Raw genomic sequence first — 23,437 nt, 5'->3', positions numbered from 1 at the left:
GAGCCCAATGTAAACAGTTGTGAAATGTGTTGCGCTTCACATCTACTTCCCCATAGTATCGCTATCACGCACTACACAAACGTTTGCGGCATACGTTTGCTGCAATCGATTGACTGACCAGTTCGCCTACGCGGGGACAAGACAACCAGGGAGTGAGACAGCACGTGGCTTCGATTCGGATACTAGGGACGGGTGGCACCATCGCGTCCCGCGGGCAAGGTCCCGGCGGCGCCGTCGCCTCGGACAGCACCGAATCGCTGGCAGCTGCGCTGTCCGATGCGCACCAGGTCACGTCCCGGGATCTGCTCACCGTCGGGAGTTATTCCCTGGACCTGCATGATCTGCGGATCATCGCCGAGGAAGTCGCTGCCGAACTCGCCGAGCCCGGCGTCGACGGCGTCGTCATTACACATGGCACTGACACCATGGAGGAGACAGCGTTCCTCCTTGATCTAGTGCACAACAGCCGCAAGCCCGTGGTCCTCACTGGGGCGCAACATCTCGCCGACAGTGACTCACCCGACGGCCCGCGCAACCTCACGGAAGCCGTCATTGCTGCGGCGGACAAGCACCTGCAGGGCGCCGGCGTGCTGATTTCCTTCGCCGGTTCGATTCGCAGCGCCCGCGGCGCCCGCAAGGCACACACCACCGCGGCCAGTCCTTTTGCCGGAGGGGTGGAGGTGGCGCACCTGGCTGGCGACGACGTCGTCGTCACCGCCGCCCCGTCACGTCTTCAGCCGTTACCGCTGCCCACCGCTGCGTTCGATGACGTGCACGTGGAGATCATCACCGCCTACCCAGGCGCCACACCGGAACTGCTGCGGCATGCCGCAGCGACGGGAGCCAGCGCGGTAGTGCTCGCCGGAACGGGAATCGGTAACGCCGGAGCGGGATTCGCCGCCGCCGTCGCCGACCTCACCGCGGCAGGCGTGCCGGTGATTCTGAGCAGCCGCACCCCCTGGGGTCCGGTGATACCGACCTACGGCAACGGCGGTGGAAAAGACCTGGTCCGAGCTGGCGCTGTCATAGCCCGCGACCTCAACCCCTTCCAATCCCGGATCCTTGCCGCTCTGCTGCTGGCAGCGGATCCCGACCCGATAACCTTCCCGCACCGGTTCGCCGTCCATAGCTAATCGACCCGAACCACCCCTGCAGTACCTAGCACCAACCCATCCAGGAGGAACAGCATGACCAAGAAGATTTTTGTTTCAGTAGGCATTGACGTGGACGCCGTGGGTGGCTGGCTCGGCTCCTACGGCGGCGAGGATTCACCCGGAGACATCTCACGTGGCATCTTCGCGGGCGAGGTTGGCGTGCCACGCCTGCTGAAGCTGGCCCAGGACCGCGAAATGCCGGTGACCTGGTTCTGGCCCGGACACTCCATCGAAACCTTCCCCGAGCAGTTCGAAGCCACCGTCGCCGCCGGCCACGAGGTGGGCGTGCACGGTTACAGCCACGAAAACCCCATCGCGATGTCACGCGAACAGGAGACCGAGGTGCTGGATCACTGCATCGACCTGTTCACCACCCGCACCGGGAAGAAGCCGGTGGGTTACGTGGCTCCGTGGTGGGAATTCTCCAACGTCACCAACGAGATCCTGCTCGAACGCGGCTTCCTCTACGACCATTCCCTCATGCACAACGACTTCACCCCCTACTACGTGCGGGTGGGTGACTCGTGGACCAAGATCAACTACGACGCCGCCTCCGCCCAGGAATGGATGAAGCCCCTGGTTCGCGGCAAGGAAACCGACCTGATCGAAATCCCTGCCAACTGGTACCTCGATGACCTGCCTCCCATGATGTTCATCAAGGGCAGCGCCAACAGCCACGGTTTCGTCTCCCCCCGCGATATTGAGCAGATGTGGAAGGACCAGTTCGACTGGGTCTACCGCGAAATGGACTACGCCGTGTTCCCTTTGACGATCCACCCAGACGTCTCCGGCCGGCCCCAGAACCTGTTGATGCTTGAACGCCTCTTCGACCACATCGCCGGCCACGACGGCGTCGAGTTCGTGAACATGGAGACGATCGCCCGCGACTTCTCCGCCCGTTACCCCCGCACCGCACCCTAACCCGCTACCCGGCACCAGAACAGGATCCCGCCATGACCTCCACCTCAACCCCCAAGAGCCCGCCCGTCGAAGTCGCCCCCTGGGACGTCGAAATTACCCCGCAGGTAGTCCGCAAAGTCTCAGTGGTCTGTTTCATCGCCTGGGTTATCTCGGTGTACGACTTCACTCTCTTCGGAACCCTCCTGCCGGTGATCGCTGACGACTTCGGCTGGAGCGCCGCCGAGTCCACGGCGGTGAACACCATCGCTCACGTCGGTATTTTCATTGTGGCTCTCGCGGTGGGCACCATTATCGACCGGTTGGGTCGCAAGAATGCCCTGATCGTCCTGATGCTCGGCGGTGCGGCAGCGGCAGGGTTCACCGGCCTCGCAGCCGGTGCGGTCAGCCTGATCATCATCCGGTCATTCTCCGGGTTCTCCATGTCGGAGGAAGTGGTCAATGCCGTCTACCTCAACGAGATTTACCGGAAGGTCAAGAACCGCGGCCTGATGTACTCGATCGTCCAGGGTGGCTGGCCAGTGGGGGCCCTGCTGTCCGCGGGCCTCTCGGCACTATTGCTGCCAATCATCGGGTGGCGTTGGAGTTTCGTCGTCGCCGCGGTCATGGCCTTGCTGGTCGCGGTCATGGCCTCCCGCCTGCCTGAATCGCCCACCTTCGCCGCCATCAAGGAGGTTCGCCGTCGTCAGGCCGCCGGGGACATCGAGGGAGCCCGCGAGCTCGCTGCCCAGCATGAACTCGAAGAAGGCAGCCACCACAAAACCGGCATCAAGGACGTCTTCACTCCGGAACTGCGCCGCCACACCATCCTGCTGTCGCTGGCCTGGCTGTTCAACTGGGCTGCGATCCAGGTCTTCTCTGTTCTGGGCACCACCGTCCTGGTGGAAGCCAAGGAGGTAACCTTCGAAAACGCCCTGCTGATCCTGGTCCTCGCCAACGCGGTTGGCTTTGCCGGGTATGTGTTCCACGGCTGGCTCGGCGACCGCATCGGCCGGCAGAAGACCGTCATCATCGGCTGGTTTGGCGGCGGCGTCGCCAGCTTGATCATGCTGCTGGGCCCAAGCAGCGACGTATTCATCATCTCCATGTACGCGATGACCCTGTTCTTCCTCACCGGCCCGTACGCCGCCCTGCTCTACTACATGGGCGAGTCCTATCCTGCCCACGTTCGCGGTATGGGTACCAACGTGGCCCACGTGATGGCCCCCTTGGGCGGTATTGCAGGCTCCGGTCTGCTGAGCCTGATGCTGTTCCTCGGCCTGGAAATGCAGTGGGCAGCAATCATCACCGGCACCGGCGGGCTCTTCATCTCGGCGCTGTGCATGGTCGGCACCCGCAAGGTCACGCAGCACACCACCCCCACGGCGGCGGCAGTATGATCCGCGATGACGGGCTCGAAGGCAAGGTAGCCGTCATCTCGGGTGGCGCCAGCGGGATCGGGCAGGCCCTTGCCGTTGCCTATGCCCGCGCCGGCGCCCACACGGTGGTCGGCTACCTGGAAAGCGATCCGCACGACGTCGCCGAGACGGTGGCGCTGGTGGAGGCGGCAGGCGCCACATGTGTTGCAGTGCCGGTGGATGTCCGCAGCTACGCGGACACAGAGAATATGGCACAAGCCGCCCTCGACACCTTCGGGCGGCTGGACATCGCCATCGGAGCCGCCGGAATCCTCCGGCGCGCATCACTTGCGGACATGACGGACGACGCGTGGGAGGACATGATGGCGGTGGACCTCTCCGGGGTAATGCGCACCTTCCGCTCCTGCGCCGCCCGCATGAACAACGGCGGGGCGATGGTCGCCACTTCCTCCATCGCTGGTGGGGTGTACGGCTGGGAGGACCACAGTCACTACGCGGCGGCGAAGGCTGGCTTGCTAGGCATGTGCCGGTCCCTCGCCGTCGAACTGGCGCCGCGGAAGATCCGCGTCAACGCTGTGATTCCGGGACTGATCGAAAGCCCGCAGTCTCTCGATGGCACGAATTCCCTGGGGAAGGACGGGCTGGACGCGGCCGGCGGGATCATTCCGTGGGGCCGGGTAGGTCACGTGGACGAAGCCGCCAGAGCGATCAGGTTCCTGACCAGCGACGATTCCTCCTACGTCACCGGGCAGCAACTGATTGTCGACGGCGGCCTCACCGTCCGCTGGCCAAGCTAGACGCCCCGGCTCGCTCATCTTTCCTCCACCATTTGCAGTTAGGACCCCGATCATGACCCAACTTCACGGCAAAACAGCCGTCATCACAGGCGCCGGCAGTGGTATTGGAGCGGCCATCGCCAGGCTCTACGCCGCCGAGGGTGCGAACCTTTTCCTGCTGGATGTAGACGAGGCCCAGGCCGACGCCGTGGCCGTCGAATGTTCGTCAACGGGTGTCACTGCTGTAGCACGACGGGTGGATGTCATGGAGAGCGACGACGTCAAGGCCGCCATGGATGCCGCTGCGGAGCTGCTGGGCGGGATCGATATCCTGGTCAGCAGCGCCGGCATCCTCGACGAAACCCCGTTTCTGGAGCTCAGTCCGGAGGTTTACGACCGCACGATGGATGTGGACCTGCGCGGAGTCTTCCTTGCCGCACGCTGGGCCGCGCCGCACATGGTGAAGCGTGGCGGCGGTCGGATCATTAACATCTCCTCGCAGTTAGGCATCAAGGGCGGCACCGGTCTGGCGCACTATGTGGCAGCGAAAGCAGGCGTCATTGGTCTCACCAAGGCCCTCGCGTTGGAGCTGGCACCGCATTCAATCCTGGTCAACGCCATTGCGCCCGGGCCGATCTTCACCCCGTTGATCGAAGGTCTCTCGGATGAATGGAAAGCAGCAAAGCAGGCCGAGCTGCCTGTCGGCCGTTTCGGCACGCCTGAGGAAGTGGCGCCCACGGCGCTGCTGCTCGCCTCGTCACCCGGCGGTAACCTCTACACGGGCCAGACCCTCGGCCCCAACAGCGGCGACGTGATGCCGTAGGCCACTGCCTAGGGTGTCTTGCTCAAGGTAGAAGAAACCCAGTGCAAGAAGAACTGAACGCGGGATGATTTCCTGCAGGAGGGCTAGCGATGTGCGGAGCCTGTCCCGGCGGCGCCGGGATCTCCCGAATATCCGGGTATGTCACCCTGACCGGTATGCGGCCGGCCGTAGGCGCCCTCCTGCAGGAAATTGCCGGAAAGCGGTTAGTACTCAAACCCTTCGGTGATGCCTGGATGGTCAGCACCCGTCTGGGCAGGCAGACCATTCTTCCTGGACTGGAGGAGGTAGCAGCCGAGATAGTGTCAGGTCCCATCGACTGGCCGGCGGTCACTGCCCGTACCGGCGAGGCGGTCACCGGGGCCGCCCCCGAGTTGGCTTGCCCGTCGGCTCCGTTGCTGGAACGGATTGCTACGTCCCCGCTACCGACGCATGACTCCCTCAGCGAAACGGCTCCGGAGCTGACTCCTGGACAGTTAACTACGGGGCTCCTGGTGCGGGCAGCGAACGCACTCAGCTGAACCGTCGCCGTCGTCAGGTGCCCGGTTGGCGCCGCAGCCCCCAAACGCTTGACAGATTTTGCCCCTCGTCTCATATTCAAAGGGCATCAGTAACCAAAGGGGCGACCGTGACCACCAGGGCTTCAGCTCGCGAGTACCTTTCCGGGCGCCTCCGGGACATCTTCGCCTCCTATCCGAATGTGCGGGAAATACGGATGTTCGGCGGCGTCTCGTTCATGGTGAATGACCGCATGGCTGTTGCCGCCGATCGCTCCGGTGACCTACTGGTACGCGCAAACCCAGCGGAGTACGACAACCTGCTTCGCCGCGGCGCAGTGCCGGCGCTCATGGGCAAAGAAAAACCCATGGGGCGCGGCTGGCTGACAGTGTCACGCGACCAGCTCGACGACGAAGCGGAACTGGCCTACTGGGTCACCATCGGCGTCGAATCGGGAAAGATCGGCTCGGCAAACGCGTCAGGGTGACAACAGCCCTTGATCGATGCAGCAGGCAATCTTGACCATGCGGGTCGGATCACCGGCGTTCACCGCACGCGGTCAACGATCTGACCGCCGTTGCCAGATTGCACTTATTTCAGATATGTCAGATAATAAGTGCAAGTAAAAAGAGGAGATGTTGTCATGGCGGCTCTAACAGCCATCCAAAATGTTCGAACTATCGATGTGACCACCTCGCAGAGCGAGGAAGCAAAAGAGGTATCGCGCCGCTTTGACGAAGTGGATCCTGGCGACCTTCAGATTAAGATCGAATCTTCTTCCGGGGAGGCAATTGTCGTGCCCGATGGACTCAGTGACCTGCTTCAGACTGTGGTGCGTTTGGCCGCTGCTGGCCAGCCCTTCGGTATTACCCAATCCCCAAAGGCCCTCACCAGTGTGGAAGCAGCGAAGATGCTGGGCATCTCGCGCCCTACCCTGTTGAAACTCGCTGCCTCTGGGCAGATCGCTTCTCATAAGGTGGGGTCACATACCCGTTTTAACCGGTCCGATCTTCGTTCACTGGCCGAGTCGCGCCTTGCTGATCAGAGAAAGTCCTTCGGAGATCTACTGGAATTCGAAGATTCGTTGGGATTCGACAAAGATTAGTTCTGACCATAGCCACGGCCCCCGGAACTGCATAGGCTAGCCCTTATGCAGCCGGGGGCCACGCTTATCTTCCTTGACGCGAATATCCTCTATTCGCGAACTCTTAGAGACTGGTTCGCTCTGATTGCTCTAAATTCCGGCCCCGAAGGCATCGGGTTGCGATGGAGCGAAGACGTATTAGCTGAGTGGCTCTACAATCGCCGACGTAGAAACCCCGCCGCCTCCGATCAGGACATCGGACTTTGGCGCAAGAAGTTGACCGACGCGTTTCCCGAAGCAGTGATCCGAGGCTACGATATCGACCCGACTCTCGTCGAGGGCAAAGATAAGTTTGATGCGCATGTGTTAGCTGCTGCAGATCATGGGTGCGGGCGATTACCTGGTCACCAACAACTATGAAGATTTCTTTCCTTACGCGGATCTATTTGAATTCGAAACCTATGTGGCCGATGACATGCTCTGTCTCATTATGGAGCGTCGGTCAGACGCCGTGCTAGCCGCCCTAAGGATGCAGTCCCAATATTGGGGTTGTCGTGATGGCTCGAAAACACTTGTCGCTGCGTTAGTCGATGCTGGGGCACCAAACTTCGGCACACACATTCAATCGGTGCTAACCAGAATGGCAATATCGGGCGAATATTAGATCCAGGTTTCCTGGACGAGGACGCCAGCACCGGTTTGATTGACACGCTCGCGCTCACCGTGACCTCGTCCTCCAATAGCCTTTCAGACTGTTGCAGGGACCTTTTCTTCGTTTCGCTCCGTGGGATTGCACCGGGGGCGAATTGTTGCCGTGGTGTTGCCGCTGGCGCTACCCGCGTCGGGGATCACCACGTTCGAGACCCGCCGCCGGCCGGAAAGCTACCGTCTGAGCGCTTTCCGGGCGAGTACGTTGCCGAGCAGCTGCACCGCCTGCACCAACAGGATGATCACGATCACCGCTGCCCAGGTGACCCAGGGGTTGAACTGCCGGTAACCGTATTGGATGGCGAAGTTGCCCAACCCGCCGCCGCCCACGTACCCGGCAACCGCTGACATGTCGACCAGCGCCACGAAGATGAACGTGTACCCGAGGATCAGCGGGCCGAGGGCTTCGGGGATAAGGATGGTCAGGATGATGCGGAGGCGCCCGGCCCCGACGGATCGCGCCGCCTCGATCACGCCCGGTTGGACAGTCAGGAGGTTCTGTTCAACGATGCGGCTGATCCCGAATGCGGCGGCCAGCGACAGGGTGAAGATGATGGCGCTGTTGCCGATCCCGGTTCCGGTGACCGCCCTGGCCAGGGGTTGTGCCGCGGCGAGGAAAATGATGAACGGGATGGGCCTGAAGATGTTCACGATGATATTCAGGGTGCTGAACACGGCGCTGTTGCCGAGGATACTGCCGGCTCGGGTGGTGTAAAGCCCGATGCCGAGCAGTAGTCCGCCGAGGCCGCCGAAGAACAGACTGAACCCGACAATGTAGAGGGTCTCGTAAGTGGCGACCCACAGCTCCGGGGTGAGGTCAATGAGGGAATCCATCAGCTGAGCTCCTTCACAGTGATGCGACCGGACAGCCCGGTCAGCGCAGCGTCGACCGCGCCGTCGGGCCCGGTGAGTGCGAGGGTGAGATGGCCGAATGCGCGGCCCCGAATGTCGTTGATGCCGCCGTAGATCAGTTCGAACTCGACGCCGGCGGCCGCCAACTCGAGGAAGACCGAGGCTTGCGAGGAGTCGCCGTCACGGAAGGAGAAGGTGACGATCCGGCCGGTGTGCCGCTCCTGGAGAACCGCGAGTTCGTCGGGTGAGGGGATCCCCCGGACCACGGTGGAAACGAACCGTTGGGATGAGGCCTCGCGCGGATTGGAGAAGACGTCGAACACATCACCCTGCTCCACGATCCGGCCGCTGTCCATCACCGCCACCTTCGTGGCGAGGGTCTGGATGACGTCCATTTCGTGGGTGATCACCACTATGGTGATGCCCAACTCCTCATTGACCCGCCGTAGCAGGCGCAGCACCTCATGGGTGGTCTCGGGGTCCAACGCCGACGTCGCCTCATCGGCGAGCAGGATTTTTGGCGAGGTGGCGAGTGCCCTGGCGATGCCGACGCGCTGTTTCTGGCCGCCGGACAGCTGTTCGGGGTAGTTGGAGGCCTTATCGGCCAGTCCCACAAAGTCGAGGAGTTCGGTGACGCGCGCCTGGATTTCGTCCCGGCTCTTCCCAGCGACGCGCAGGGGGTAGGCGACGTTGTTCCAGACTGTTTTGGCGTTGAACAGGTTGAACTGCTGGAAGATCATCCCGATGTCGAGACGTAGTTTGCGCAGTTGCCGGTCCGGGACGTTGGTGACCTGCTGGCCGTCGACAATGATGGTGCCGCTGCTGGCCTTTTCGAGAGCGTTGATCAGGCGGACCAGAGTGCTTTTCCCGGCCCCCGAGTAGCCGATGATCCCGTAGATCTCTCCAGCCTCGATGTCGAGGCTGACGTTGTCAATCGCGTGCACGGGAGCGTCGCCGCGGCGGCCCGGAGGGAAGCTTTTGGTAACTCCCTGCAGGGAAATGAGTGGCATGGTGTTCCTTGATAAACGGCCCTGCGGCCAGCCGGGATCGCCAGCTGGCCGCAGGGCAGGGAGGGCTGGTTAGCCTTGGGCGCGGGTGTCTTCCTCGACGGTGTCGAGGGTCGTCTGCAGCTCATCGGGGGTGACCTGAAGGAACTCGGCGGTCCCGCCCGAGGTCTCCTGGACGGCGTCCTGCACCTCCTGGTTTTCCTGGTAGATGCTGATCAGCTTCTGGTACGTCTCGTTGCCCTCTTCGCCGGCGCGGGCGGCGAACACGTTCACGTACGCGACGGCGGCAGGATCGGTCGGATCGTCCTGGGCAATGGCGTCCTCGAAGTTCAGGCCAGCGTCCTGGACAAAGTCGTTATTGATGATGGCGGCGGCGACGTCGGGCAGCGAGGTGGGGGTCAGCGACGCTTCGAGCGTGGTGACGGTGACCTTGGACGCGTCCTCATCAATGTCGTCGATCGTCGAGAAGGCGCTGCCGCCGTCGTCGAGCACCACAAGACCGGCGGACTGAAGGACCAGCAGCCCGCGGGCGAGGTTGCTCTCGTCGTTGGGGACAGCAACCGTCGATCCTTCGGGGATTTCCTCCACCGACCCGTACTGGGTTGAGTACAGGCCCAGCGGGTAGATGGCCGTGGAGCCGATCGGGGCCAGCTCCTCTCCGCTGGATACGTTGTAGCGGGCCAGGTACACCAGGTGCTGGAACTGGTTGAGGTCCAGTTCACTTTCGCTTAGCGCGGGGTTTGGCTGGGTGTATTCGGCGAAGTCGATGACCTCCAGCTCGATGCCTTCCTCGGCAGCGGCCTCGGTGAGCAGGCCCCATTCCGGGTCGCTGGCGCCGACGACGCCGAGCTTGATGCTTTCATTTCCGGAACCGGACTCGCCCGAGCCACCACATGCCACAGTGAGGGCGAGGAATGGGGCAACGGCGATAGTGAGAAGGGTGCGGGATTTCATGGGGGTTTTTCCTTTGAACGGGGTACGTCAGTGGGGTCCGGTCGGCCGATAACATTGGCCAGGCGTTACCACTGGACAGGCAGATAGGCAGATAGGCAGATAGGCAGGGGTGAAGTGCTGCGATAACTGCAGCGACATTCGGGGAGTTTCCTCGGGGTTACATGCTGGCTCGCTTCAAGATGGCGGGCGGTATCCACGACGACCCCTCGGCGGGGTCAATTCTGGATACGCCGTACTTGCCGTCCGGGGACTTGTTCCGGCGGCCGAATCTTCACCTGGAGCACCCCGCTACGGGAGAGGGTTGCTGGTCAACCGGCCAGGGCCGTTGGTTGACACTCTTGATTCTGGAGATCACGCTAAGGCAGAAAATTTGTTGGGTCAAAACCTGGCCGTTACCGGTCGTCATAAATGACTTGCGCGTACCCGTTCCGTTCATCGGTCGGGCATGCGAGGATCGCCTTCATGGATGAAGAGTCGATCACTCAGGTTCTCGAACAGTATGCTGCAGCCGTATTCGGGAAGGATGTTGATGCCCTGCTGACCCTGTATGACGACGATGTCCGGGTTTTCGACTTATGGGACGTGTGGAGCCACCAGGGTGCAGGCCCGTGGCGGGAATCAGTGGCCGGGTGGTTCGCTTCGGTGGGGGATGAGCGTGTCGGGGTGGACTTCGATGACGTTCAGACTCTGGTTACCGAGGACCTGGCAACCGTGCACGCCATCATCACCTACCGCGACATTGGGCCCGACGACGTCGAACAGGACTCCATGCAGAACCGCCTGACCTGGGTTCTGGGGCGCCGCGACGGTGACTGGAAAATTGTGCACGAGCACACGTCAGCTCCGGTCAACGGCGAGACTTTCAAGGTCAACCTGCAACGCTACTGACCAACCAGTTGGGGTTCTCCCAGGCGCATATTATCGGGTCGCGGAATGAACCACGGTTCGAGGTCCTCTGCCGACATGGGGCGGGTGTAGAAGTAGCCCTGCGCGAGGTCGCAGTCCAGCTCGGTCAGCGCGTGTAGCTGGGCTGGCATTTCAACGCCTTCGGCGACGGCGATCAGGTTCGTGGCGTGGGCGAGCTGGATGCAGGACGCGACAATCGCGTGGTCCTTGCTGTCGGTAGTGAGCCCGGCAATGAAGGAGCGGTCAATTTTCAGTTCGTCGATCGGAAAGCGCTTGAGATAGGTGAGGCTGGAATGGCCAGTACCAAAATCGTCGATTGCCAACCTGACGCCCAGGGCCTTGAGAATTTCGAGGGTCCGCAGCGCGGCAACTGGATCCGCGGTGAGCGCCGTTTCGGTGATTTCCAGGGTCAGGAGCCCCGGAGCAACACCATGGCGTTCAAGCGCTTCAGTGACCATTTCTTCGAGGCGGGGATCGCTGAGCTGGATGGCTGAGATATTGACTGACATTCGTACTGGGGGCCGTCCCGCCGCAGATCGGTGCCATGCGGCCTGTTGCGCGACGGCAGCGTTGATCACCCAGGCTCCGAGCGGCAGGATAAGCCCGGATTCTTCGGCGAAGTCGATGAAAGCTGACGGTGCCAGCAGGCCCTTATTGGGGTGATCCCAGCGCACCAGTGCCTCGAATCCGTTCATCTGGCCGCTGACGAGGTCAATCTGGGGCTGGAAGAAGAGGCATAGCTCTCCGTCCTCGATGGCACGGCGCAGTTCACCGCGGCGATTCAGCTGGCCGTCGTCGGGATCGCTGTGCATGCTGCACTCCACCTCGCAGCGGTTACGGCCCCGCTTCTTGGCCTGGTGCAGTGCCGCGGCAGCCCGACCCACCAGCCGGTCAGGGGTGTCAGTTTCGCTGGCCATCGAAACGCCAATACTGACCGTGATTTCAATGCTGGTCCCGCCAACCGCCATCGGCGCGCTCAGGGCCTCCAATAGCTCGGCGGCCACCGACTGCGCCTCCCCGGCGTCGGCGAGGTCAGCCAGTACCGCAAATTCGACACCCGACAACCGAGCGACGACTGCAGATGGGTGCACCGCGGCACGGATCCGCTGCGCGACGATACTCAGAGTCTCATCCCCAGCAGCGATCCCCAGACCGACATTGACCGTCCGGAAGAAATCCAGGTCCACGATCAATAGTCCTCGGCGCTGTTTCCTGCCGGCCCGCTTTGCAAGGCAGAGCTGAAGCTCCGCCAGAAATCCACCCCGATTGAGCAATCCGGTGAGCGAATCATGGGTCATCAAATAATCGAAGCTAACCTTTGCCTGTGCAGGATTTCTGGCCTGTTCAAGTACACAGCTTCGCACTTCGGCGAGCGCTCGTGTGTAAGAACTGCTGTGATCAGACGCCAACTCTTCATCGGTCAGGCCGGTAGGGGTTTCGTCGATTGATGAATGGCTATTGGTGCTTGGTACTGGATCGAGCATGGGGGCGATTCGCTTTCCTGGTCATTCGACCGGAGTCTAAGGTTCAGCGACCGGGATATCTCAGGCCACAGAGTATTGCCTAGAAGGGCTTCGCTATCTACCAATCCGCGATGCGGATACAGGGTAGTCGCTTGTGAGCCAGCAGGACGGAAGTAGTCAACGGGAATGGCTGAAGCCCATAGAGAGCCTGCTTTCGTTTGAAACGGATGGAAGAAATCACGGCGTGCGCCAAAGCGTCCGATTTGCCAAATAATCGTTATTCTTCACAATTTCCGATTCCTATTTCAGTGTAACCGCGCATCGAAACGAAGTCGGCTTATTTCGTTGATCCTGTGGCAATCCTGCGCGGTTCCTCGCTTCGGTCCCTTCCCAAAAGGAATACCCGGTTTCAGGAGTCCTACAATCGCCCGTTCGGGAACCCGGCTTTGCCTAACGAGTTCCGCAGGGCTTGCCCGGCCCGGTGGGCAATTCAGGCAGCGGTGGGCAACTTTTTCCTCACCGATCTCCGGGTGGACCCCCTCTGACCGGATTGCTCACCGCGGCTAGACCATCCACGCCGCCACTCGCGCGGCGGAAGAGGAGGGAGCCTACTTTGCGCCGGAAACCAGTGTTAGGCCGTCGCCTCCTTCGCCGCTGCCTTCGCCGCACGCTTGGTTTCACGCACCTTCGTGAGGGATTCGGGGTCCACGATGTCGGCGACTGAGCGGTAACTGCCCTCCTCGCCGTACGCGCCCGCGCTCTCACGCCAGCCGTCGCCGTCGTACCCGTATTGCTTGCCCAACAGTGCAAGGAAGATTCGGGCCTTCTGTTCCCCAAAACCGGGCAGTGCCTTGAGCCGCTTGTAGACCTCGGCACCGTCGGGGTTGCCCCTCCTCCAGATTTGGGACGCGTCGCCATCCCAGTCGTCGAGCAAAGTGGCGCACAGCGTCTGGATTCGCGCGGCCATGTTCCCCGGGTAGCGGTGCACGGCGGGCGGCGTGCGGCAGAGTTCAACGAATTCGTCGGGATCCTTGTGGGCGATCGTCTCCGCGTTGAACGCGCCCAGCCGGTCCTTGATCTTGGCCGGGCCAGCGAAAGCCGTTTCCATCGCCACCTGCTGGTCCAGCAGCATCCCGATCAGCAGGGCTAGAGGCTCCTCGGAGAGCAACCTGTCGGCGGCGGGATCGTCGGTGATATTCAGGTGCGCAGTCATAGCCCCGAGTTTAACGCGAGAACCCCCGGCAGGAGTAGCTCCTGCCGGGGGTTCACTAACGCGAAACGCTAGTTCAGCGTTGAGGTGTCGATGACGAAGCGGTAGCGGACGTCCGAGGCGAGGACGCGCTCGTAGGCTTCGTTGATCTTGTCTGCGGAGATGACCTCTACCTCGGCGCCCAGGTGGTGCTCGGCGCAGAAGTCGAGCATTTCCTGGGTTTCCCGGATGCCACCGATCAGGGAGCCGGCGAACGAACGGCGGCCACCGATCAGGGCGAATGCGTTGACGGGCAGCGGCTCGGCCGGCGCTCCAACGTTGACGAGCGCGCCGTCGAGAGCCAGCAGACCCAGGTAGTCACTGATGGGGAGGGTGGCGCTCACCGTGTTGATGATCAGGTCGAAGGAGCCGGCGAGGTCGGAGAAGGTGTTCTCGTCACTGGTGGCGTAGTAGTGCTTGGCCCCTAGACGTAGCCCGTCTTCCTGCTTCTTCAGTGACTGCGAAAGCACCGTTACCTCGGCGCCCATCGCTGCGGCCAGCTTCACGGCCATGTGGCCGAGTCCGCCCAGGCCTACGATTGCAACCTTCTTGCCTGGTCCGGCGCCCCAGCGTTTCAGAGGCGAGAACGTGGTGATGCCAGCGCACAGGAGCGGTGCGGCGACGTCGAGGTCGATACCTTCGGGAATCCGGATAACGAAGTCCTCGGTGACGACAATGTGGGTGGAGTAGCCACCCTGGGTGATGGAGCCGTCGCGGTCCTTGGCGCCGTAGGTGCCGGTGTTGCCCTTGAGGCAGTACTGCTCCTCGCCGGCTTCACAGTTCTTGCACTCGCCGCAGGAGTTGACCATGCAGCCGACGCCCACGCGGTCGCCGACGGAGTGCTTGGTGACGTTGGAGCCGACCTCGGTGACGATCCCGGCGATCTCGTGTCCTGGCGCCAACGGGTAGGTCTGGGGTCCCCAGTCACCGCGGACGGTGTGGATGTCGGAGTGGCAGATTCCTGCGAACTTGATGTCGATCAGCACATCGTCGGGGCCGACGTCGCGGCGCTCGATGGTGGTGGCGATGAGGTCCTCGGACTCGGATGGCGCGGCGTAAGCGTTGACGGTCGTAGGCATAGATAAGCTCCTGCAGAATTGGTTGCGGAAAAATTTGGTCCCCCTCGCCCAACGCCAGTGGACGGCGACGTATTCCTCAGCGGTGGCGTGAAACGATCAGGGCAACCGTGCAGGACGCCGGATCGTGGCCTCCCCAGCGCGGTCCGGTTCCAGTAAAACCGGGCTCACCAGTACCGCCGGACCGCGGTGCAGCACCCCGTCCGCCAGCACCTGACAGCGCACTCCGCCTCGGCCGCGCATCGCCGCGTGGGCTCCCGGCGCCAGCATACGATCCATCCACACGCATGGATGCGCGGGCCGTCCGGCTTTCAACCGCACGACGTCGCCGGCGGATTCCAGCTCAAACTCCAGACCCAGCAGCGGATGCAGTTGGGCACCCCGCAGAATCACGTTCCGCCGGGCCAGCAACGGATCAAAAGGTTCAGCGGCCAGGCCACTGGCAATATCCTCGAGCGCTTCCACCGCCATCACCGTCACCGCGGCGTCCATGTGTGCGGCCTTGCCGAAGAACCGGTCCCCGACGATTCCCTTCCCGGCTACCAGGGCTACCCGGTCGGCGTCGGTCGTGGGCACGTCGGCGGCACCGTCGCGGGCGCGGCCAAAGTAGGCGTGGGCCGGTGAGACGAGCAGGTGCAGCACCTCGACGTCGTACCGGTAACGTTCAGTCATTGTCCAAGGCTACCCGCGGAGTTGTTTTGACCTAATCAAAACAACTCCGTATAGTAGAGGTATGCCACAAGGTACCGCCTCGCAGACCCAACCCGATGCTCTTCGGGCCATTATCAGCGAGTCGGGACTGAAGGTGACTGCGCCTCGAGTGGCGGTGTTGGAGATTCTCCAGAGCGCACCCCATTCAAGTGCTGATCAGGTTTTTAATGAAGCACGAAAGAGCCTGAGCAAAATATCGGCCCAAACTATCTACGGGATTCTGGCGTCGTTCACCGGTGCCGGATTGGTCAGACGATTCGACCCGCCCAATTCTCCCGCCCTGTTCGAGTGCAGGGTGGGCGACAACCATCACCATCTGTCATGCGTTGGCTGCGGGTTGGTGCAGGATGTTGACTGCGTGATCGGCGAGGCACCATGCCTCACCCCCTCCGATGATTCAGGTTTCACCATTTACTCGGCCGAGGTCACTTTCAACGGCCTGTGTCGCACTTGCCAGACCAACGGCTCACCCGAAACCGGCTAAGCCACTTCTCATTCGCACGGCCCGCTGACGCGGCATTCCGTGATCAGTTCTGCCCAAAATCACCACTTCAACGCTGAACCGTTCGGCAATTTCGCCGCGCCCAAAAATAGGAGCTTCACCATGTCATTGATGAACCGCACCACCACCACACGCCCGGCCGCCGCCCATAGGGCAGCCGTCACCCCCGCCCGCCCGATGCCCCTGCTCGGTGGGCGCTACGTGACGACGCCGACCTCCGGCACCCCAGCCGAGGGAACCTACGTCACTACCCGTAGCGGCGGGACGGTCCAGGTCCGCGGCACCTACGTAACCTCATCAAACCGGTCCATCCAGGAACATTCAGAGGGCCGCTACACCGACCGCGGCTAAGAGCCAGGCTCGGGAGGCTCACCCCCTACCACCTACCCCTTCAACAATCCTCGGATGATACTGCTCTATCAGGCATCATCCGAGGATTACTGGTTTCAGCGGACCCCCGAGTGGCCGTCGTCCGCGCCGTCGACGACGGCCACCTCGCCATCGTCACTGCCCGGCGCCACTACTTGCCCAAAGGTCCCCTCCGCCGGAAGCATGCTAGCCTGACTGCGTTGCAGGACGCCTGCCCGCGAGTAACCGTTCCCCCATTATTGGGATTGATTAGCGGCGAAGATTGCAGAGCACCTGCCCCCGTATGGGTACAAAACACCCACGAATCGGTTGGCCGCGCGCCGCCGAAAGACATAGCTATGCGCTCTGTTTGATTGCCTCAGGTAATTTTCTACGGGATTGACGCGCTTGCGCCCTCATTCGGGGCTCGGTCTCCGCGCCTGGAACGCTTGCGGAGGGGACGGCCCACAGGAGGCCAGCGTGATGACGATGTCGAGTTGCAAGCGTTGCTCGTCGTGACGAAGGGATCACAGTGCCTAACGATGCTGAGTTGTATCAACTAAGTGGATGGATGGTGATTCTGCTTCTTGTACTCCTCTACGGCGGCACCCTGCTGGTGTCCGCCTACATTGGTAAAAAGAAGGAGAACGCCGACGGCTACATGACCGCCGGCAACAAGGTGGGTTTCGGTATCTCCGCTGCGAGCATGACTGCCACCTGGATCTGGGCGGCTTCAATGTACGCATCCGCCACCTCGGGCTACACCTACGGCATCTCCGGGCCAATCCACTACGGGCTGTGGGGTGCCCTGATGATCCTGTTCATCTACCCTTTCGGGAAACGCATCCGCGCAGTAGCGCCGAAAGCCCACACTCTGGCCGAGGTGATGCACGCCCGCCACGGCCGGTCCAGCCAGTTGATGCTCGCCGGCTCCAACATCGTTGGCAGCGTGATCAGCCTGACCTCCAACTTTATTGCCGGAGGCGCCCTCGTAGCATTGCTCTCCCCCTTCAGCTTCGGGCAGGGTGTACTCGCCGTCGCCGTCGGCGTCCTCATGTACACGCTGTGGTCCGGCTTCCGCGCCTCGGTACTGACCGACTTTGCGCAGGTGGTCGCCATGCTGGGCGCCGTCGCAATCATCATCCCGGTGGTGTTCTTCGCTGCCGGAGGTCCCGGCATGTTCACCCAGGGGGCCGGTAACCTGACCCCCGAGCAGTCCAACTTCTTCTCGAGTGACGCGTTCCTGAACCAGGGTGCTCCCTATATCGCTGCTGTGCTGGCCTACGCCATCGGCAACCAGACCATCGCGCAGCGGTTGTTCGCTGTCCGCGAGGACCTGATCAAGAAGACCTTCGTCACCGCGACAGTTGGTTACGGTGCCACCGTGATCGGCATCGGCATGATCGGGGTGATGGCCCTGTACCTGGGTATCAGCCCCACCGGCGGCGACGTCAACAACCTGATCCCGCAGATGGCATCCACCTACCTGGGCCCCGTACTGCTGAGCCTGTTCTTTGTGATGATCCTCGGCGCGCTGTCCTCCACCGCCGATTCGGACTTGTCCGCACTGTCCTCGATCATGATGGCCGACGTTTACGGCAAGAACATCGCGACGAAACCCAACCCCAAAACCATGCTGCTGGTCGGCCGGATCACCATGATCGTGGCGACTGCCGCGGCCTTGATCTTCGCCAGTCAACAAATGGACATCCTCGACCTGCTGGTCTTCGTGGGAGCCCTGTGGGGGGCCCTCGTGTTCCCGGTCATCGCCAGCTTCTACTGGAACAAGGTGACCAACAGGGCGTTTACGACGTCGGTGGTCGTGGCCTTGGCCGTCTTCATCCCCGTCAGGTTCTCCTGGTTCTCGATGGACGGCGTCACCGGGATCCTGTTCGACACCCTGTCGGCTGCCGGAATTGGCATTGTCCTGGGCCTGATGGTGTTTGGCTTCTTCGGCCTGAAACCAGCAAAAATCGCTGGCGCCGTCGCCGCGCTTGCCTCGGCCCCCTTCGTCATCGGGTTCCTGCACGATTACACGGTCCTCACCGGTTCGCTGGTGGCCTACGCCGTGAGCACCATCGTCTGCTATCTGATGTCCGTCAGGAGCAAACAGGACTTCGACTTCGCCCTGATCAAACAGCGCATCGGCGACTATGACCCCGTGGCCGACGACGCCAGCAACACCCCTGACGACGACCTGGACGGCGCCACGCTGTCCGCCCGAAAGTAGGAGATCACCATGGAAACAATCCTTCTCACCGTATATGTGCTGATCTGGCCGGTCATCGTTGCAGGGGTCCTCTGGACCGTCTGCCGTGGCTTCTTCAAGGACTGGTCTGAATCCCGGAAGGCCGGTCGAAACATCATCTAGTCGCACGGTCGGGGCGATACCTCTGAATGAGCAGCGGGAATGCGTCGGGACCGCAACGGGTTGATCCGGGTATGAAGCGAATAGGTTTTCTATCCTTTGGTAACTGGTCCTCCGCGCAGGGATCGCGAACCCGCACCGGAGGTGAGGCGCTGCTGCAGGCCATCGACCTGGCAGTGGCCGCGGAGGAGATCGGCATTGATGGGGCATCGTTCAGGGTGCACCATTTTGCCCGGCAGCACGCTTCGCCGTTTCCGCTGCTCGCCGCCGTCGCCGCCCGCACCAGCCGTATCGAGATCGGCACCGGCGTCATTGACATGCGGTAGCGCATGTCGGGGTTGTTGCACTGGTTGTTTAGGGCGATTTTAGCCCGCTCCGTCCGGGATTACCCGGCTTTCCGTGAGCCCGACGTCAGCGCCGCTCACGATTAGAACGGCGCTGACGATGACATAAACGTCAGTCCTGTTGCTGTTTGTCCTCGACCGAAAGACGACGGATGATGGTAATTGCAACGAATCCGACTATGAATGTCAAGAAGAGCCCAATCAGTGTATCCAAATGCTTGCCGAAGCTATGCGCAGCATAGACGGATATAAAGATGGCCACGATGATTGTGATTTCTCTTATTTTCATACTGCAAATCGTACTTCAAGCGCCTCTCCGCTGGCCGTAGCGGTCGGTGAAATGAAGCGCTCTGGGTTTGGTGGAGACTCGTACTATTTGATTTCTACCAATTGAGTGTTGTTGGTTTTGCCAGCATAGAACGCTTGCTCGAATTCTGCGGGCGGAGTGTCGCCGAGGTAGCCGTGAAGACGTTCGGTGTTGTGCCAGTGAACCCATCCGAGGGTGGCTAGCTCAAGGTCCTCAACCGTTCTCCAGGGACCAGATCGGGCGGGGCCTCGGACGAGTTCGGTCTTGTAATAGCCATTCACGGTCTCGGCCAGCGCGTTATCGTAACTGTCGCCGACGGTCCCGATCGATGGTGTGGCACCGATTTCAGCGAGACGTTCGCCGTAGCGAATGGACGTGAATTGACTGCCCGCATCGCTGTGACAGCGCAGGTCATCGTGGTGGGTGCCCCTGCCCCACCGTGCCATCTCAATCGCGTCGAGGACCATCTCCGTGCGCATGTGCGAAGCGCACCGCCACCCCACGATCATCCGACTGAACACGTCAATGATGAAGCAGACATACGCGACACCAGCCCACGTCGGAACGAAGGTCAGATCGGTCACCCAAAGCCGGTTCGGGGCCACCGCGGTGAACTCACGGTTCACCAAGTCCGGGTGCCTCCTCCCGGCAGGATCCGGCCTCGTCGTCCTCACACGCTTTGAACGCCTCGCACCCTCGATGCCGGCAGCGCGCATCAGCCTGCCAGTCTGATCCCGGCCGATGTCGATCCCGGCACGACGGGCTGCTTTCCAAAGTTTGCGGACCCCATAGACACGGTAATTGTCCTCCCAGAGTCTGATCAGATCCGGGGTGAGGACCGCGTCGCTGACAGCTCGCGCCGATGGTGCGCGGCTTTTCGCGGCGTAATAGGTGCTCGGAGCCACCTGCAGCAGCGCGCAGATGGGCTCGACTCCGAGCCGTCGTCCCTCGACAACGTCATCCTTGTTCGCGTCGATGAACGAGACTATTTCCGATGTTGGCGGTCGAGCTCCGCCCCGAAGAAACTCGCGGCGCGCTTGAGGATTTCATTCGCCCGACGCAGCTCACGGTTTTCCTGCTCGAGCTCACGCACCCGCCTGGCCTCCGAGGTGCTCACTCCTGGGCTTTGGCCATCATCAACATCCGCCTGCCGCACCCACGCCCGCACCGATTCAGTACCGTATCCCAGCTGCGACGCGACCCGATGCACCGTTCCATGCTCGCTCCCCAGCTCCGCCCGCAAAGTCCGCACCATCCGAACTGCAGCAGCTTTCTCCTCCGGCGAATACCGACGTGCCGTCGACTTCCCAGATCCCTGACTCGTTGCCATGACTCTATTCTCGTTTCCAAGATCAGGAGTCTCCACCAAACCCAGAGCGCTTCAGGTGAGTCCTGGGAGCGACTCCCAAAAACCCGATAGGTTGAAGGAAGCTTATGCAGAGCGGAACCGTCCTGAGTAGGCGAACGTCCCGGAGTCGGACTGCCGAAATCTAGACGCCGATCCAGAATCCAAACCAACAGCGCATCGACATTCAGGAGACGAAATATGGCCCCCACGACCAAAGAAGGACAGTGAACGACCTCAGTCCTGGTCTTCCTGCCCAGCTGGTGGCGCGTCGGAAGCAGGACGGGTCCTACCGGGATCGGCTGCTGACGTTCGAGGAGGCGACGGCATGATCGAGCAGTATCAACCGACGCATAAGGACGCGGTGTTGTCGGCAATTCAGAAACATGGTCTGACAGTCATGCCAACACCGAAATTGCCGCCAGTACTCCTTGAGCATGTCCTCCTGAAAGACACCGTCTTCGTCAGGGGGCCAAAGACGCGTGAGACGGTCGCTATCATTTTCTCCGGTCACGGTGATATCGAGGGCTTCGATGTCCCGCCCGGCACATTACCTGGAGATCTCGCGGATCTGACCGAGGTCACGCAGGTTCCAGACGGCAATCCGCTGTTGGAGTCAGTTTCTTCAGCCAACCTCCTGGAGCTCCTTACGAGCGTGATATTTCCGGAGATGACAGCATGATCGAGGCAACACCACGAAAGTATGCTCGATCGCGGTCTCCCGAATTAGAGCACGGTGGCTGCCGAGTACGTCGCGGACCCGTCCGCCGAGGCTGCGTATCAGTCCGAGGCTGATCTTGAGCGGGAGCTGAGCCTGCTTCTTGAGGGACAAGCTCACCGTCGCGCATCCGTATCGCGCAACACCTCGTTCTCCTAAACCCAGCGCAGTCGCTTATTGGTGAGACATTTCTATGTTGATCAGTATGAGACACATAAGGGAGACAAGATCTAGTTTCGATCTAAGATCATTCGGCACCGGCTTATAATGTCCCAGCAATCGATCGTTAGATGGACCCGCAAACAAGTACTCGCGACGATCCATTCGATCGTGAATGAATGCTTCCCGAAACCAAAGTCCGATCCAGACCTTTGGTCTTGGTCGTTCACACCTGGTGGCTCCGGACACCCGGGCCTAAATGAGGAATCATAGGGTGGAGTGAATGCCACCTTGCAAAGGACACATGTTGAATCCCTCCGTTCCGAAGAACGACATTTCCGACCTTGTTGTCGAACTCGCGGCGCTGCCTACTGAGACCGAATGGGTGGAGTTCAAGGAGAACAACGATGAGCCACAGCAGATTGGCGAGTACATCTCAGCGCTCTCAAATGCTGCAGCACTGACCGGCCAGGTTTACGGATACCTAATTTGGGGAGTTAAAGACAGCGATCACACCATCGTCGGAACAACCTTCAAACCAGCAGAGGCGAAGGTGGGCAATGAGGAACTCGAAAATTGGTTACTCAGAGCGGTTGCACCCAAAATCAACTTTGAGTTCTTCGAAGCCACGGTGCGAGCACAGAATGTTGTGGTCCTCCGGATTGATCGGGCGTACGGTCACCCGGTCCGGTTCCAAGAAACTGAGTTCATCAGGATCGGATCGTACAAGAAGAAGTTAAAAGACTTCCCTCAGAAGGAGCGCGAACTCTGGAGACTATTTGACCGCACCCCCTTCGAGCGGCTCACCGCCCGCGAAAATGTACGCGGGGATGACGTCCTCCGAATGTTGGACTACCCCGCCTATTTTGACCTCATGGACAAACCGCTACCAGCGACACCAAACGAGATTCTCAACGCGTTCTCTTCGGAGAAGTTCATTGAGCTTTCGGGGGCTGGCGGTTGGAACATTACCAACCTTGGGGCGCTTTTGTTCGCAAAGAAGCTATCCGACTTCCAAAACCTATCGAGAAAGGCTGCCCGTGTAGTCCACTACCGAGGAGCCGACAGGATCGAAACGCTCAAAGAACAGGTGGGGTCCCGCGGCTACGCTAACGGGTTGGATGGACTTGCTGGGTACATCGAAACCATTATCCCAACGAATGAGATTGTGGGACGGGCTATTCGCAAGGATGTTCCATCGTTTCCTCCCCTCGCGATCCGCGAGATTCTAGCGAATGCCCTGATCCACCAAGATTTCACAGTAGGCGGGTCTGGGCCGATGTTTGAGATATTCGACGATCGATTGGAGTTCACCAGTCCTGGCGTTCCATTGATGGATCCGTCAAGGTTCGTGGATACTCCTCCCCAATCGAGGAACGAAGCGCTTGCCTCAGCGATGAGAAGGTCTGGCCTTTGCGAGGAGCGCGGGAGTGGATGGGACAAAATTGTGTCCCAAACTGAACTACACCAACTGCCGGCGCCGCTGGTGGAAGTGACTGGCAACCACACTCGCGTGGTGCTGTTCGCCCATCGTCCTTTGACCAAGATGGATAAGGAAGACCGGGTCCGAGCCGTCTATCTTCATGCTTGCCTCCGGTACGTGACTCGGAAACACACGACGAACACATCAGTTCGCGAAAGATTCGGTATTGCCCCAAAGAATAGCGCCCAAGCTTCACGCCTTATTAAGGAAGCGGTGGACGCCGGGGTGATCGCTCCCTTTGATGCAGAGGCTGCACCAAGGTTACGTCGATACGTGCCTTCATGGGCTTCAAGCGCACTCACCGGATCTGGAGCATGAGTTAGTCATGC

General features: G+C 61.0%; 25 protein-coding genes, 1 pseudogene and 1 riboswitch. Of the genes and pseudogenes, 18 read left to right on the top strand and 8 right to left on the bottom strand.

Features of this window, described 5'->3' with window-relative positions; genetic code table 11:
• The first annotated feature begins 164 nt into the window (after positions 1-164).
• The 9 genes from ACX80Z_RS12080 (at position 165) to ACX80Z_RS12040 (ending at position 7,028) form a co-directional block, all read left to right on the top strand.
• Positions 165-1,133, top strand: a complete 969-nt coding sequence (locus tag ACX80Z_RS12080) for an asparaginase (protein ID WP_459316043.1) — start codon at positions 165-167, stop codon at positions 1,131-1,133.
• 54 nt (positions 1,134-1,187) lie between these two features.
• Positions 1,188-2,075 carry a polysaccharide deacetylase family protein gene (locus tag ACX80Z_RS12075; protein ID WP_459316042.1) on the top strand — a complete coding sequence of 296 codons (888 nt, stop codon included), beginning with the start codon at positions 1,188-1,190 and terminating at the stop codon, positions 2,073-2,075.
• 32 nt (positions 2,076-2,107) lie between these two features.
• Positions 2,108-3,451 (top strand): MFS transporter, encoded by a 1,344-nt coding sequence (locus tag ACX80Z_RS12070; protein WP_019484180.1) that lies wholly within the window; start codon positions 2,108-2,110, stop codon positions 3,449-3,451.
• On the top strand, positions 3,448-4,227 hold the full coding sequence (locus ACX80Z_RS12065) for an SDR family NAD(P)-dependent oxidoreductase (RefSeq protein ID WP_459316041.1): 780 nt from the start codon (positions 3,448-3,450) through the stop codon (positions 4,225-4,227). The genes ACX80Z_RS12070 and ACX80Z_RS12065 overlap by 4 nt, the downstream gene beginning before the upstream one ends.
• A gap of 52 nt (positions 4,228-4,279) precedes the next feature.
• Positions 4,280-5,029: an SDR family NAD(P)-dependent oxidoreductase gene (locus tag ACX80Z_RS12060; RefSeq protein ID WP_459316040.1), complete on the top strand. Its 750-nt coding sequence runs from the start codon at positions 4,280-4,282 to the stop codon at positions 5,027-5,029.
• Positions 5,030-5,184: 155 nt separating this feature from the next.
• The gene (locus ACX80Z_RS12055; protein WP_459316039.1) at positions 5,185-5,547 is read left to right on the top strand and encodes a hypothetical protein; all 363 of its coding nucleotides are present in this window, start codon (positions 5,185-5,187) and stop codon (positions 5,545-5,547) included.
• A gap of 107 nt (positions 5,548-5,654) precedes the next feature.
• Complete coding sequence (locus ACX80Z_RS12050; RefSeq protein WP_019484176.1) at positions 5,655-6,011, top strand: TfoX/Sxy family protein; 357 nt, start codon at positions 5,655-5,657, stop codon at positions 6,009-6,011.
• Between the two features lie 156 nt (positions 6,012-6,167).
• Positions 6,168-6,629, top strand: coding sequence for a helix-turn-helix domain-containing protein (locus ACX80Z_RS12045; RefSeq protein ID WP_459316038.1), 462 nt, complete (start codon positions 6,168-6,170; stop codon positions 6,627-6,629).
• 45 nt (positions 6,630-6,674) lie between these two features.
• A complete protein-coding gene (locus ACX80Z_RS12040; RefSeq protein ID WP_459316037.1) occupies positions 6,675-7,028 on the top strand; it encodes a hypothetical protein in 354 nt (117 codons plus the stop codon).
• Between the two features lie 462 nt (positions 7,029-7,490).
• Here the strand turns inward: ACX80Z_RS12040 and ACX80Z_RS12035 are convergent, their stop codons facing one another.
• The 3 genes from ACX80Z_RS12035 to ACX80Z_RS12025 form a co-directional block, all read right to left on the bottom strand.
• Positions 7,491-8,150 (bottom strand): methionine ABC transporter permease, encoded by a 660-nt coding sequence (locus tag ACX80Z_RS12035; RefSeq protein ID WP_019484173.1) that lies wholly within the window; start codon positions 8,148-8,150, stop codon positions 7,491-7,493.
• Positions 8,150-9,178, bottom strand: coding sequence for a methionine ABC transporter ATP-binding protein (locus ACX80Z_RS12030; RefSeq protein WP_019484172.1), 1,029 nt, complete (start codon positions 9,176-9,178; stop codon positions 8,150-8,152). The genes ACX80Z_RS12035 and ACX80Z_RS12030 overlap by 1 nt, the downstream gene beginning before the upstream one ends.
• 69 nt (positions 9,179-9,247) lie before the next feature.
• Positions 9,248-10,129, bottom strand: a complete 882-nt coding sequence (locus ACX80Z_RS12025; RefSeq protein WP_019484171.1) for a MetQ/NlpA family ABC transporter substrate-binding protein — start codon at positions 10,127-10,129, stop codon at positions 9,248-9,250.
• A gap of 227 nt (positions 10,130-10,356) precedes the next feature.
• Positions 10,357-10,473, bottom strand: a riboswitch (SAM riboswitch).
• A 118-nt stretch (positions 10,474-10,591) separates the two neighbouring features.
• Here ACX80Z_RS12025 and ACX80Z_RS12020 point away from each other — a divergent pair.
• Positions 10,592-11,017: a YybH family protein gene (locus ACX80Z_RS12020; RefSeq protein WP_459316036.1), complete on the top strand. Its 426-nt coding sequence runs from the start codon at positions 10,592-10,594 to the stop codon at positions 11,015-11,017.
• Here ACX80Z_RS12020 and ACX80Z_RS12015 read toward each other — a convergent pair.
• The 4 genes from ACX80Z_RS12015 to ACX80Z_RS12000 form a co-directional block, all read right to left on the bottom strand.
• Positions 11,011-12,333, bottom strand: coding sequence for a putative bifunctional diguanylate cyclase/phosphodiesterase (locus tag ACX80Z_RS12015; protein ID WP_459316035.1), 1,323 nt, complete (start codon positions 12,331-12,333; stop codon positions 11,011-11,013). The two genes, ACX80Z_RS12020 and ACX80Z_RS12015, sit on opposite strands and share 7 nt — an antisense overlap.
• 796 nt (positions 12,334-13,129) lie before the next feature.
• A complete protein-coding gene (locus tag ACX80Z_RS12010) occupies positions 13,130-13,711 on the bottom strand; it encodes an HhH-GPD-type base excision DNA repair protein (RefSeq protein WP_459316034.1) in 582 nt (193 codons plus the stop codon).
• 68 nt (positions 13,712-13,779) lie between these two features.
• Positions 13,780-14,826, bottom strand: coding sequence for an NAD(P)-dependent alcohol dehydrogenase (locus ACX80Z_RS12005; protein WP_019484166.1), 1,047 nt, complete (start codon positions 14,824-14,826; stop codon positions 13,780-13,782).
• 96 nt (positions 14,827-14,922) lie between these two features.
• Positions 14,923-15,495 carry an MOSC domain-containing protein gene (locus tag ACX80Z_RS12000; protein WP_459316033.1) on the bottom strand — a complete coding sequence of 191 codons (573 nt, stop codon included), beginning with the start codon at positions 15,493-15,495 and terminating at the stop codon, positions 14,923-14,925.
• 61 nt (positions 15,496-15,556) lie between these two features.
• Between ACX80Z_RS12000 and ACX80Z_RS11995 the strand changes: the two genes are divergently transcribed.
• The 5 genes and pseudogenes from ACX80Z_RS11995 to ACX80Z_RS11975 all read left to right on the top strand — a co-directional run.
• Positions 15,557-16,018 (top strand): Fur family transcriptional regulator, encoded by a 462-nt coding sequence (locus ACX80Z_RS11995; protein WP_024475884.1) that lies wholly within the window; start codon positions 15,557-15,559, stop codon positions 16,016-16,018.
• A gap of 120 nt (positions 16,019-16,138) precedes the next feature.
• Entirely contained in the window at positions 16,139-16,387 is a 249-nt protein-coding gene (locus ACX80Z_RS11990; RefSeq protein WP_019484163.1) for a hypothetical protein, read from the top strand.
• Between the two features lie 568 nt (positions 16,388-16,955).
• Positions 16,956-18,614, top strand: a complete 1,659-nt coding sequence (locus tag ACX80Z_RS11985) for a sodium:solute symporter family protein (RefSeq protein WP_459316032.1) — start codon at positions 16,956-16,958, stop codon at positions 18,612-18,614.
• 9 nt (positions 18,615-18,623) lie between these two features.
• Complete coding sequence (locus ACX80Z_RS11980) at positions 18,624-18,755, top strand: putative transporter small subunit (protein WP_019484161.1); 132 nt, start codon at positions 18,624-18,626, stop codon at positions 18,753-18,755.
• A 71-nt stretch (positions 18,756-18,826) separates the two neighbouring features.
• Positions 18,827-19,075, top strand: a pseudogene (locus tag ACX80Z_RS11975) (LLM class flavin-dependent oxidoreductase); the annotation flags it as partial.
• Between the two features lie 393 nt (positions 19,076-19,468).
• On the opposite strand, the gene ACX80Z_RS11970 reads toward ACX80Z_RS11975, so the two are convergent.
• A protein-coding gene (locus ACX80Z_RS11970) for an IS3 family transposase (RefSeq protein ID WP_459316031.1) occupies positions 19,469-20,733 on the bottom strand; the annotation gives its coding sequence in 2 pieces (ribosomal slippage) (positions 19,469-20,430 and positions 20,430-20,733; 1,266 coding nt in all).
• Positions 20,734-21,076: 343 nt separating this feature from the next.
• On the opposite strand from ACX80Z_RS11970, the gene ACX80Z_RS11965 reads away from it, so the two are divergent.
• The 3 genes from ACX80Z_RS11965 to ACX80Z_RS11955 all read left to right on the top strand — a co-directional run bounded on the left by ACX80Z_RS11965 (position 21,077) and on the right by ACX80Z_RS11955 (position 23,426).
• Complete coding sequence (locus ACX80Z_RS11965) at positions 21,077-21,430, top strand: hypothetical protein (RefSeq protein WP_459316030.1); 354 nt, start codon at positions 21,077-21,079, stop codon at positions 21,428-21,430.
• Between the two features lie 54 nt (positions 21,431-21,484).
• Entirely contained in the window at positions 21,485-21,625 is a 141-nt protein-coding gene (locus tag ACX80Z_RS11960) for a hypothetical protein (protein WP_459316029.1), read from the top strand.
• Positions 21,626-21,929: 304 nt separating this feature from the next.
• Positions 21,930-23,426 carry an ATP-binding protein gene (locus ACX80Z_RS11955; protein ID WP_459316028.1) on the top strand — a complete coding sequence of 499 codons (1,497 nt, stop codon included), beginning with the start codon at positions 21,930-21,932 and terminating at the stop codon, positions 23,424-23,426.
• The last annotated feature ends 11 nt before the right edge of the window (positions 23,427-23,437 follow it).

This window comes from Arthrobacter sp. TMT4-20, assembly GCF_054510775.1.
This window is presented reverse-complemented; position numbering and strand designations above follow the sequence as displayed.

Bases quoted from the DNA above. Each gene is read 5' to 3' on its own strand.
- ACX80Z_RS11985 (WP_459316032.1), top strand. From the start codon at position 16,956: ATGGTGATTCTGCTTCTTGTACTCCTCTACGGCGGCACCCTGCTGGTG.
- ACX80Z_RS11955 (WP_459316028.1), top strand. From the start codon at position 21,930: ATGTTGAATCCCTCCGTTCCGAAGAACGACATTTCCGACCTTGTTGTC.
- ACX80Z_RS12045 (WP_459316038.1), top strand. From the start codon at position 6,168: ATGGCGGCTCTAACAGCCATCCAAAATGTTCGAACTATCGATGTGACC.
- ACX80Z_RS12055 (WP_459316039.1), top strand. From the start codon at position 5,185: ATGCGGCCGGCCGTAGGCGCCCTCCTGCAGGAAATTGCCGGAAAGCGG.
- ACX80Z_RS12065 (WP_459316041.1), top strand. From the start codon at position 3,448: ATGATCCGCGATGACGGGCTCGAAGGCAAGGTAGCCGTCATCTCGGGT.
- ACX80Z_RS12035 (WP_019484173.1), bottom strand. From the start codon at position 8,150: ATGGATTCCCTCATTGACCTCACCCCGGAGCTGTGGGTCGCCACTTAC.
- ACX80Z_RS12020 (WP_459316036.1), top strand. From the start codon at position 10,592: ATGGATGAAGAGTCGATCACTCAGGTTCTCGAACAGTATGCTGCAGCC.
- ACX80Z_RS12025 (WP_019484171.1), bottom strand. From the start codon at position 10,129: ATGAAATCCCGCACCCTTCTCACTATCGCCGTTGCCCCATTCCTCGCC.
- ACX80Z_RS11965 (WP_459316030.1), top strand. From the start codon at position 21,077: ATGATCGAGCAGTATCAACCGACGCATAAGGACGCGGTGTTGTCGGCA.
- ACX80Z_RS12005 (WP_019484166.1), bottom strand. From the start codon at position 14,826: ATGCCTACGACCGTCAACGCTTACGCCGCGCCATCCGAGTCCGAGGAC.
- ACX80Z_RS12040 (WP_459316037.1), top strand. From the start codon at position 6,675: ATGCAGCCGGGGGCCACGCTTATCTTCCTTGACGCGAATATCCTCTAT.
- ACX80Z_RS12000 (WP_459316033.1), bottom strand. From the start codon at position 15,495: ATGACTGAACGTTACCGGTACGACGTCGAGGTGCTGCACCTGCTCGTC.
- ACX80Z_RS11980 (WP_019484161.1), top strand. From the start codon at position 18,624: ATGGAAACAATCCTTCTCACCGTATATGTGCTGATCTGGCCGGTCATC.
- ACX80Z_RS12075 (WP_459316042.1), top strand. From the start codon at position 1,188: ATGACCAAGAAGATTTTTGTTTCAGTAGGCATTGACGTGGACGCCGTG.
- ACX80Z_RS11990 (WP_019484163.1), top strand. From the start codon at position 16,139: ATGTCATTGATGAACCGCACCACCACCACACGCCCGGCCGCCGCCCAT.
- ACX80Z_RS11995 (WP_024475884.1), top strand. From the start codon at position 15,557: ATGCCACAAGGTACCGCCTCGCAGACCCAACCCGATGCTCTTCGGGCC.
- ACX80Z_RS12060 (WP_459316040.1), top strand. From the start codon at position 4,280: ATGACCCAACTTCACGGCAAAACAGCCGTCATCACAGGCGCCGGCAGT.
- ACX80Z_RS12030 (WP_019484172.1), bottom strand. From the start codon at position 9,178: ATGCCACTCATTTCCCTGCAGGGAGTTACCAAAAGCTTCCCTCCGGGC.
- ACX80Z_RS12010 (WP_459316034.1), bottom strand. From the start codon at position 13,711: ATGACTGCGCACCTGAATATCACCGACGATCCCGCCGCCGACAGGTTG.
- ACX80Z_RS12015 (WP_459316035.1), bottom strand. From the start codon at position 12,333: ATGACCCATGATTCGCTCACCGGATTGCTCAATCGGGGTGGATTTCTG.
- ACX80Z_RS12070 (WP_019484180.1), top strand. From the start codon at position 2,108: ATGACCTCCACCTCAACCCCCAAGAGCCCGCCCGTCGAAGTCGCCCCC.